Below are 8,753 nucleotides of genomic sequence, written 5' to 3'. Positions count from 1 at the left end.
CATCGGGTTGAGCCGTTGCATGAGGACGGGGAGCGACTGGTTCATGGACTTGCGGGTGACGCCTCGCACCTTGGCCTTCACCGCCATCAAGGCGGCTCGGGACGGGTAGGTGTACACGAAGCGTCTGTTTGACCCCCACTGCTTGTGGCGCTGGATGCGCATTCCCAAGAAGTTGAAGCCCTGGTCGATGTGGACGATCACCGTCTTCTCCTCCGAGAGCCGAAGCCCCATTGGGAGAAGCACCGCTGCAGCTTCCTCGCGCAAGCGCTCGGCGTCGGCTCGGTCCCCGGCCACCATGGCCACCCAGTCGTCCGCTTATGCCGAGGACCGGATTATGCCGAGGACCGCTACTGGTGGCCGCGTTTGACCTGCCTGCCGCTTCGGTCGTGTCGATGACCTCGGCATAATTCTGAAGCCTCGATCGAGACTTCCTCTCTTCGACCAAAGAGAGGACACAGATCGTGGACAGTCGGTGGAATGTTCGGGTGGCGGGGCCGTTGGCCCCTTACGCTGCGGGCTTCGCGCAACGCCTGCGGGAGCAGGGCTATCGGTCAGCAGGCCCTCACCTATACCTGGTGGCGCAGCTGAGTTCGTGGCTGGCGGACAGCGATGGGAGCGTCGCTGACCTGGCGGGATCGCAGCTTGAGGCGTTCGGCGCCTGGCGACGGGGCCGGGGCTATGTGAGCGGCGTGTCGTCGTTCCGGTTCTTCGACCTTGTCGAGTACCTCGCGTCAGTTGGCGCGACAGCGGTGACGATGACACCGGTGACGCCGAGCACGCCGACGGACGTGTTGGTGGGGCGCTATCGGAGCTACCTCGTTGTCGAGCGAGGTCTGGCCGCGCCGACGGTTCGGGCCTATGCCGAGGTGGCCGTGGCGTTCCTGTCGTGGGTGTCGGCCGACGGCGAGCTGGACCTGGAGGCGGTGAGGACCGTGGAGGTGACGCGCTTCGTGCTGGCAGAGTGCGCCCGACTGAAAGTCTCCTCGGCGAAGGCGACGACAACGAGGCTGCGCTCACTGCTGCGCTTCTTGTACGTGGAAGCGCTGATCGCGCGCCCGCTCGCAGATGCCGTGCCGTCAGTGGCCAGCTGGCGTCTCGGCTCGCTGCCCCGCGCCCTGCCGGCTGGTGACCTGACCCGCCTGCTCAAGAGCTGCGACCGCCGCAGACCGCTTGGCCGACGCGACTTCGCCGTTCTCAGCCTGCTGTGGCGTCTTGGGTTGCGGGCCGGCGAGGTGGCAGCCCTACAACTTCATGACATCGCCTGGCGAGCCGGCGAGCTCACCATCAGAGGGAAAGGCAATCGCAGCGACCGTCTGCCGCTGCCCGTCGAGGTCGGCGAGGCGATCGCAGTGTGGCTGGAGCGGGGTCGGCCGGCCTGTGAGGCAACGTCGGTGTTCGTCCACAGTCGGGCTCCTCATCAGGCGTTGTCGCCCGGCGGTGTGTCCATGATCGTGAGGCGCGCGTGTGGGCGGGCCGGTGTGGCCCCGGCGGGCGCCCACCGACTGCGTCACTCGGCTGCCACCGACATGCTGCGGGCTGGCGGGAGCCTCGACGAAATAGGCCAGGTCCTTCGTCACCAGCGCCGGGAAACAACCCAGCTCTACGCCAAGGTCGACCGGCGGGCGCTGTCGGCGGTGGTCCGCCCCTGGCCGGAGGCTCGGCCGTGACCGAGCTGCGCCGTCACAGTCAGGACTATCTCAGCCTGCGCCGGGCGCTCGGCTACAAGCTCATCGGCGAAGCCGGCCTGCTGGCCAGCTTCATCGCATTCCTCGAGCAGGCCGGCCAATCAAGGGTCTCCACCGAGGCGGCGCTCGCGTGGACCACCAAAGTGACTGGTTCGGCCGCATATCTGGCCCGCCGGATGCGAGTGGCGCGCAGCTTCGCGCGCTACCTGCACTCGCTGGACCCCAACGCCGAAGTCCCGCCCGCCGAGCTGTTCCCCGCCGGCAAGCACCGGCCGACGCCCTACATCTACTCCGACGAAGATGTCGCCTCCCTGATGGCCGCCGCCAGGTCATTGGAGCCGCGGCTGCGGGCGATCACCTTCGAGACCCTCATCGGCCTGCTCGCAGCCACCGGCATGCGGATCAGCGAAGCCATGGCAGTCGACGCCGATGACCTCGACCGGGCTGAGGGAGTCCTGACCGTGCGGGACTCGAAGTTCCAGAAATCGCGCGAGATCCTGCTGCACCAGAGCACCCTTGCCGCACTTGCCGCCTATCGGGCCGAACGAGACCGGCTTGTCCCCCAGCCGCACCGCTCAAGCCTGTTCACCTCCACCCGCGGCACCCGCCTGTGCCACGCGACAGTCCAGCCCGCCTTCCGCCAGCTCGTCCGCCGAGCCGGCCTCACCCAGCCGACGGGAGCGCCCCAACCCAGGATCCACAGCTTCCGGCACTCCTTCGCCGTCAACACGTTGATCAGTTGGTATCGCGACGGCGGCGACGTCGCGGCCCGCATGCCGCTGCTGTCGACCTACCTCGGCCACGTCGACATCGCCGCCACCTACTGGTATCTCTCCGCCGTCCCAGAGCTGCTGGCCTTGGCCGCGGGACGGCTCGAGCAGGCAGGTCAGAACCGATGAGCGCCATCGCCCCCACCGTTCAGGGGTTCTTCACCCAGCGCCTCATCAACCAGAAGCAGGCCAGTCCCAACACCATCTCCGCCTACAAAGACACGCTACGGCTCCTGCTCGTATTCGCCTCCCAGCGCGGCGGACGGTCGCCTTGTGACCTGGACTTCGCCGACCTCGGCGTCACGACGATCAGCGCGTTCCTCGACCATCTCGAAGTCGAACGAGGAAACACGGCGCGAACCCGCAACACGCGACTGGCGGCCATCCGCTCGCTGTTCCGCTACGCCGCCCTCCAGCATCCCGAACACGCCGAGCTGATCGGCCGGGTGCTCGCCATGCCCACCAAACGCACCGACCGAACCGACATCGCCTTCCTCAATCCGGACGAGACCAACGCCCTGCTGGCCGCACCAGACCGAGCACGCTGGGTCGGCCGCCGCGACCACGCCCTTTTGCTCACCGCCGTCCAGACCGGACTTCGAGTGTCTGAGCTCACCGCCGCATCCTGGGCCGACGTGCACCTCGGCAGAGGCCCCCACATCCGATGCACAGGCAAAGGACGAAAGCAGAGATCGACTCCGCTGACAGCCGAGACCGTCGAAGCGCTGCGCGTGTGGGGTCAGGAGACGGGCATCGAAGCGCCGTCACCTCTCTTCCCGACCAGCCGCGGGCGACACCTCAGCGTCGACGCCGTCGAACTGCTCGTGGCCAACCACAGCGCCACAGCACGACGCCACTGCCCTTCCCTAACCGAGAAAGCGGTGACCCCGCACGTTCTTCGCCACACATGCGTTATCTCCCCTGGCCCTCACCCCTTGAGGCACGAGGCGGCTGCATGACGGCGGGTCGTTCCTGAGGAGTATCTGCTAGTGGTGAGGCACGAGGGTGACGTCGGCGTGCGGTTGTGGGTGCGCCGACGCCGCAGTTGGCGTGTCCCAGCCTTCGGTCTCGTTGGCTGCCCGGGTTGAGAGGGCTTCGAGCTCGCTGATCAGTTCGCGGAGACGTTTGGCGTTGTCGAACCAGGGTTGATAGCGCTCGGCTTGGGCGGGGCTGAGGTTCCGGGTGACCGTTTTGGCGTCGACCTTTCGTGTCCAGGACAGGTAGGGGCCGTGAAGGCTGTCGGGATCGGTGTGACACCGACAGCTGCGGTTACCGCAGCGAGTGGTCCGGGTGACGAGGCTGCCGGGTAGGCAGAACCCGAGCTTGGCGATGTCGGCCATGATCTGGTGTTGGCGTCGGCTGGCTTGTGTGCTGGGCATGGGTTGTTGCCTATCGCGGCGAGGGGTCCACCTCCGGGACGCTTGAAGTTCGTATGCTTCAAGAGGCAGTCGCTGGGGCTGCACCGGCCTCGCGTCGTGAGCGGACCGGTCTGGGGGAAAGGTGGCGCGATGGCTGCTGTTGGTGATCTGGACCGCCCCTGGGAGTTCAACGATCCTCGCCGGGACCGGGCCATGATCCCTTACACCGACGAGTGCAGTGCGGCGGTGATCGAGGCGGCGGCCGTGTCGTTGGTGCTCATGCGAGCACCGATGTGGCTTGGCGACGCTGGACCGACCGTGTCGGTTTTGGTCAGTCTGGGCGCCGCCGCCTATGACGCCCTTTACGACGCGGTGGCCGACGCCCGGGACCAGGACTACACGTGGGATCAGATCGCCGGGCGGCTCGCGATGAGCGCGACCGCCGCTCGCCGCCGCTACGCCGGCTACGCCGGCTGGAGGAGGGGTCTGCCGTTGGACTGGGACTGAGCCTCGGAAGTCGAAGTCGGATCAAAGCGATCGCATCGCGTGGGGAGGGATCGAGTTGACAGCTGATGAACGACGGTGGACGCAGGATCGGGAGCGGGAGGCGCGAGCGTCCTCGTTCCGGGCGGAGCGGGCGGTGTCAGCGGGGGACGGGACCGAGTTGTGGGTGGTGATCGACGCCGAGCTCGTCGTTCACCGCGCGGCGAGCGACTTCCTGCTCTGCCTGCACGGGGCTTCCCGTTCGCCGCACACCATCCGCGCCTACGCGGGGCGGGTGGCGATGTTCTTGGGTTGGTGCGAGGCCGAGGGGGCCGACTGGCAGACGGTGAGCCTGGTGGAGTTGTCCCGATTCAAGCGCTGGGTGGAGACCACGCCTGGGCGTGGCGGGCGGCTGCGTTCGGGCTCGACGGTCAACGCGGTGCTCACCGCGGTGTGCGAGCTGCTGCGCTTCGGCGCCCGGAGCGGGGTGGTCGAGGCGGCGGTGGCCGAGAGGTTGAGCGAGCCGCGCTGGCTGTCGTTCACGCCACCTGGGTTCGATCCCGGCGAGGGCGGCCAGTTCCGCGCCGTGCGGGCCCGGGCGCTCAAGGCCAGAGCGGAGGTGCCGTTCCCCGACGCGCTCAGCGCCGATCAGAGCCGGGCGCTGTTCGGCTGCTGTCGCCGACCGCGGGAACGGTTCCTGGTCGTGTTGCTGCACGACACCGGCGTTCGGATTGGCGAAGCGCTCGGGTTGCGCCGCGAGGACATGCACCTGCTCGCCGATTCCCGCAGTCTGGGGTGCGCGGTCGTGGGTCCTCACGTCCATGTCCGTCATCGGGCCAACCCGAACGGCGCGCTGGCCAAGTCCCGGTTCCCCCGGATGGTCCCGGCCTCCGACGCGGTGACGGCCGCGTACGCGGATTACGTCTTCGAGCGGGACAGCTTGGTCGGCGACGACGACGGCGACATGGTGTTCGTGAACCTCTACCACGCCCCCGTCGGAGCGGCGATGGGCTACCGGGCGGCGAAAGGGTTCTTCGACCGGCTGGCCCGCGAGTGCGGGTTCGCGGTGCGGCCCCACATGATGCGTCACACGGCGGCGACCAACTGGGTGCGGGCCGGGGTCGCCCTTGATGTCGTCCAGCAGCTGTTGGGTCACGTGTCGCTGGCCTCCACCACCGTCTACCTGCATGCCCGCGACGTTGACCGCCGTCGGGCCGTCGACGCGGTGGCCGACGGGGAGCAGTGGCGATGAACCCCTCGGCGCTGCATCTGATCCCCACCGGTGACGATGCGTCGAGTCCCGATCCCGACGCCTTGTGGCTCGGGTGGCTGGCGGCCAACGTCGAGGTGGCATGGCGGCCGGGCGAGTGGGACCCGGACCTGTGGCTGTTCACCGGCGACCTCGCCAGCGATCGCACCGCGGCGTGGGGCTGCACCACACCGGGCTGTCCGACCGCGACCCACCGTCACGACGGTCGTTGCGACAGCTGCCGGCGGTGGATGACCGCGGCGGGCATGACCGGCAACGGCGTTGACCGAACGCCTCGACGTCGTGTCCCGCGGCTGCTGACGCCAGGGGTCTGCTCGGTGCTTGGGTGCGAGGGCGAGCACCACAGCAACGGGTTGTGCTTCCGTCATGAGCGCGCCTGGCGCCGCACCGAGCCACTTGAGGCCTATCTCGCCCGGGCCCGCCCGCTGCGGCGCCTCGAGCCGTGCGCGGTGCTCGGATGCGGTCGCGAGCGGATCACCCGCCGGGGGCTGTGCTCGTTCCACACCAACCGGCTTCGACGCGATCGCGACGTCCGGTCGCTGTCGGCGGAACAGACAGCCGCCTGGATCGCGGCCGCCCAACCGCGGCTTGGAGCGCACCAGTTCTGCTTGGGCGGGCTGGCCGAGCTGACCCGCCTCGAGTTGCTCTACGCGCTTCAACACCGAGACCGGCGCCCGCCGCCGTTGGACCCGACCCAGCTCAGGATCCTGGTGTCCCGCCTCGCCGGCGCCCGCTCCGTTCGACACGCCGATCCTGAAGCGGTCTGCGAGCGCGGCGGCCAGCAATACAACGGGATCATCAGGGGACTGTTCCGTGACCTCGTCGGCCACCTGGACCGGGCGTGGGCCCTCCACACCGGAGCCGATCCTTACAGCGGTGACGTGTGGCAGGTCGGGCTGTTGGGTCTGCAGTCCAACGGATCACGCCGCTGGCCGGCCACCCTCGGGGTGATCGACTTCACCACCATAGAGCTGGGCTGGTTGCGCGCCGTGATCAAGGATTGGGCCCAGGCCACCCGCCCTTACCTGCAAAGGCTCCGAGAAGCGATACGAGCCTGCCGGGCCGCGTCCCAAGCGCTGGTCGCCGCCGGCCGCACCGACCCGGCGCGCCTCGGCGCCGGCGACTTCGCCATCGTGGTCGGCGCCCTGTCCGAACTCCGCCGCGACGATGGCGCCCTCCACTCTGCCGCGCACCGCAACCTGTTGCTGGCCGTGTTCTGCGAGCTCATCGAGCACGGCCGCACCAGCGGGCTCATGCGCGACGTGCCCGACCCGTTCCGCCCGGCCAAACGCCGTCACCGTGTCGCCGAGGACCCCAACGAGGATGAGCTCGGCAAAGCGCTGCCTGACATGGTGATCCGCCAACTCGACGCCCACCTCGACCTGCTCGGCCCCACCGGGCGGTCCGGCTCGGTCGCCGCCGGCGACCTCCAAGCCATGCAACAGGTGATCTACCAGTTGTTGCGCGACACCGGGCGGCGCCCCGGCGAGGTGACCAGCCTCCGCCTCGGTTGCGTCGAGCTCATCGACGGCTGCCACAACCTGATCTACGACAACCACAAAGCCGGCCGGATGCGTCGTCGCCTCCCGATCACCGCCGCCACAGCCGAGACGATCCTGGCCTGGGAACGCCGCCGTGCCCACCTCGGCGACCCGACCGCCACCCGAGGATGGCTGTTCCCTTCCCCGATGCTGCGCTCCCACCAAGCCCTCGGTCATCTCGGCCCGGCCTGCGTCGCCCGGGCGTTCCACTTCTGGGTGGAACGCATCGGAACGATCGACGGCGAACTGCTCGGCCCCGGCGGGATCCCCGTCCCGTTCGACCCGACCCTCATCGTGCCCTACGCCATGCGCCACTCCTACGCCCAACGTCACGCCGACGCCGGCGTCCCCGTCGACGTGCTGCGCGAGCTGATGGACCACCGGTCCGTCCAGACCACGATGGGCTACTACCACGTCAGCCTGCGCCGCAAGCAACAAGCGATCCGCAGTGTCGGATCCCTGGCCACCGACGCCGACGGCAACCCGTCCCCCTTCGCCAGCCCGCTCGCCTACGAACGGGCGTCGGTGTCAGTCCCGTTCGGCAACTGCACCGAACCGTCCAACGTCAAAGCCGGCGGCGGTCACTGCCCCATCCGCTTCCAATGCGCCGGCTGCGGCTTCTACCGCCCCGACCCCTCCTACCTCCCCGCCCTCGAAGATCACGTCGCCAGCCTCCGAGCCGACCTCGAAACCGCCCGGGCGATCAGCGCAGCCGACTACGTGATCGCCAACCTCACCGCCGAGATCGACGCCTTCGGGCGAGCAGCCGAAAAGATGCGTCGGCGACTGGCCGAACTCGGCCCCGACGAGCGCGCCGAAGTCGACGAAGCCAGCCGGCTCCTGCGACGTGCCCGCGCCGCCCGGCGGATCCCGGTCATCGCCGCCACACCCCAACAGACCGGATGACCGCCACAACCCGACAGGCCCGCATCACCGTCCTACGAAAAGCCCGGCAACGTGTAAGCCAGGACAAACGCCGACAGGCCCTGACCGCCGTCGACGCCCTCGCCGCCGCCGGGGCGCCGGTCACCTTCGTTTCGGTCGCCAAAGCCGCCGGCGTGTCGACCTGGCTCGTCCGCGCCGACGGGATCCGCGAACACATCGAAGCGGCCCGACAGCGCCAAGCCGACCACAACGGCGCGCCGAAACCCTCGCCCGCTCCGACCAGCTACCCCACCACCCCCGCAGGTCTTCGAGCCGACCTCGCGAACGCTCGTGAGGAGATCCGCCGCCTTCGAGCCGAGCACGACAAGCTCCGCCGACGCCTCCGCCTGCAACTCGGCGCCGAGATCGAAGGGCCCGACCGGGCCGAGCTCATCGGGCGCGTCGGCGACCTCCAGGCCGTGAACCGCCAGCTCGTCGCCGAACGCGACGCCAGCGCCGCCGAAGCCCACACCGCCAGCCGACGCCTCCGAGACGTCGAGGACGAACTCGCCGCCGCCCGGGAGAGCCTGCGGCGAGTCATCAAAGAAAGCAACCGCCAACACTGACCACGAGGACCGACCCCGGCTCCACGCAGTCCTCCGCAGCACCCGACCGAGCGGCCAACATCGCCCACGCCGCCCTTCGTGCCTCACGTGCCTCACGTGGCTCAGCCGTCCAAACGCCCCGCCACCAGCGGGTTGCCCAAATCCAGTGGAGATAAC

The 8,753-nt window shown here is 69.1% G+C and carries 9 protein-coding genes; 7 read left to right on the top strand and 2 right to left on the bottom strand.

Annotated features, from left to right (window positions below):
- The coding region (locus VNF71_02385; protein ID HVA73399.1) for a hypothetical protein at positions 1 to 303 on the bottom strand (303 nt) is incomplete at its 3' end.
- Positions 304 to 575: 272 nt separating this feature from the next.
- Between VNF71_02385 and VNF71_02380 the strand changes: the two genes are divergently transcribed.
- The 3 genes from VNF71_02380 to VNF71_02370 are packed head-to-tail and all read left to right on the top strand — an operon-like array spanning position 576 to position 3,414.
- Entirely contained in the window at positions 576 to 1,667 is a 1,092-nt protein-coding gene (locus VNF71_02380; GenBank protein ID HVA73398.1) for a site-specific integrase, read from the top strand.
- On the top strand, positions 1,664 to 2,584 hold the full coding sequence (locus VNF71_02375) for a tyrosine-type recombinase/integrase (protein HVA73397.1): 921 nt from the start codon (positions 1,664 to 1,666) through the stop codon (positions 2,582 to 2,584). The genes VNF71_02380 and VNF71_02375 overlap by 4 nt, the downstream gene beginning before the upstream one ends.
- Entirely contained in the window at positions 2,581 to 3,414 is an 834-nt protein-coding gene (locus tag VNF71_02370; GenBank protein ID HVA73396.1) for a tyrosine-type recombinase/integrase, read from the top strand. Before VNF71_02375 ends, VNF71_02370 begins: the two co-directional genes overlap by 4 nt.
- A 27-nt stretch (positions 3,415 to 3,441) precedes the next feature.
- Here the strand turns inward: VNF71_02370 and VNF71_02365 are convergent, their stop codons facing one another.
- Positions 3,442 to 3,834: a DUF6788 family protein gene (locus tag VNF71_02365; protein ID HVA73395.1), complete on the bottom strand. Its 393-nt coding sequence runs from the start codon at positions 3,832 to 3,834 to the stop codon at positions 3,442 to 3,444.
- A 129-nt stretch (positions 3,835 to 3,963) separates the two neighbouring features.
- On the opposite strand from VNF71_02365, the gene VNF71_02360 reads away from it, so the two are divergent.
- The 4 genes from VNF71_02360 to VNF71_02345 are packed head-to-tail and all read left to right on the top strand — an operon-like array spanning position 3,964 to position 8,597.
- On the top strand, positions 3,964 to 4,320 hold the full coding sequence (locus tag VNF71_02360) for a hypothetical protein (GenBank protein HVA73394.1): 357 nt from the start codon (positions 3,964 to 3,966) through the stop codon (positions 4,318 to 4,320).
- 55 nt (positions 4,321 to 4,375) lie between these two features.
- Positions 4,376 to 5,548: a tyrosine-type recombinase/integrase gene (locus VNF71_02355; GenBank protein HVA73393.1), complete on the top strand. Its 1,173-nt coding sequence runs from the start codon at positions 4,376 to 4,378 to the stop codon at positions 5,546 to 5,548.
- Positions 5,545 to 8,013, top strand: coding sequence for a site-specific integrase (locus VNF71_02350; protein HVA73392.1), 2,469 nt, complete (start codon positions 5,545 to 5,547; stop codon positions 8,011 to 8,013). Before VNF71_02355 ends, VNF71_02350 begins: the two co-directional genes overlap by 4 nt.
- Positions 8,010 to 8,597, top strand: coding sequence for a DUF6262 family protein (locus VNF71_02345; GenBank protein HVA73391.1), 588 nt, complete (start codon positions 8,010 to 8,012; stop codon positions 8,595 to 8,597). Before VNF71_02350 ends, VNF71_02345 begins: the two co-directional genes overlap by 4 nt.
- Positions 8,598 to 8,753: the final 156 nt, after the last annotated feature.

This window comes from Acidimicrobiales bacterium (assembly GCA_035533095.1).
In the GTDB taxonomy this organism is placed as follows: Bacteria; Actinomycetota; Acidimicrobiia; order Acidimicrobiales; family Palsa-688; genus DATLUM01.
The sequence above is the reverse complement of the archived record's forward strand: the minus strand, read 5'-3'. Positions and strand labels throughout refer to the sequence as shown.

Excerpts from the sequence above, each read along its gene's own strand:
- VNF71_02370 (HVA73396.1), top strand. The coding sequence starts at position 2,581 with ATGAGCGCCATCGCCCCCACCGTTCAGGGGTTCTTCACCCAGCGCCTC.
- VNF71_02365 (HVA73395.1), bottom strand. The coding sequence starts at position 3,834 with ATGCCCAGCACACAAGCCAGCCGACGCCAACACCAGATCATGGCCGAC.
- VNF71_02360 (HVA73394.1), top strand. The coding sequence starts at position 3,964 with ATGGCTGCTGTTGGTGATCTGGACCGCCCCTGGGAGTTCAACGATCCT.
- VNF71_02350 (HVA73392.1), top strand. The coding sequence starts at position 5,545 with ATGAACCCCTCGGCGCTGCATCTGATCCCCACCGGTGACGATGCGTCG.
- VNF71_02345 (HVA73391.1), top strand. The coding sequence starts at position 8,010 with ATGACCGCCACAACCCGACAGGCCCGCATCACCGTCCTACGAAAAGCC.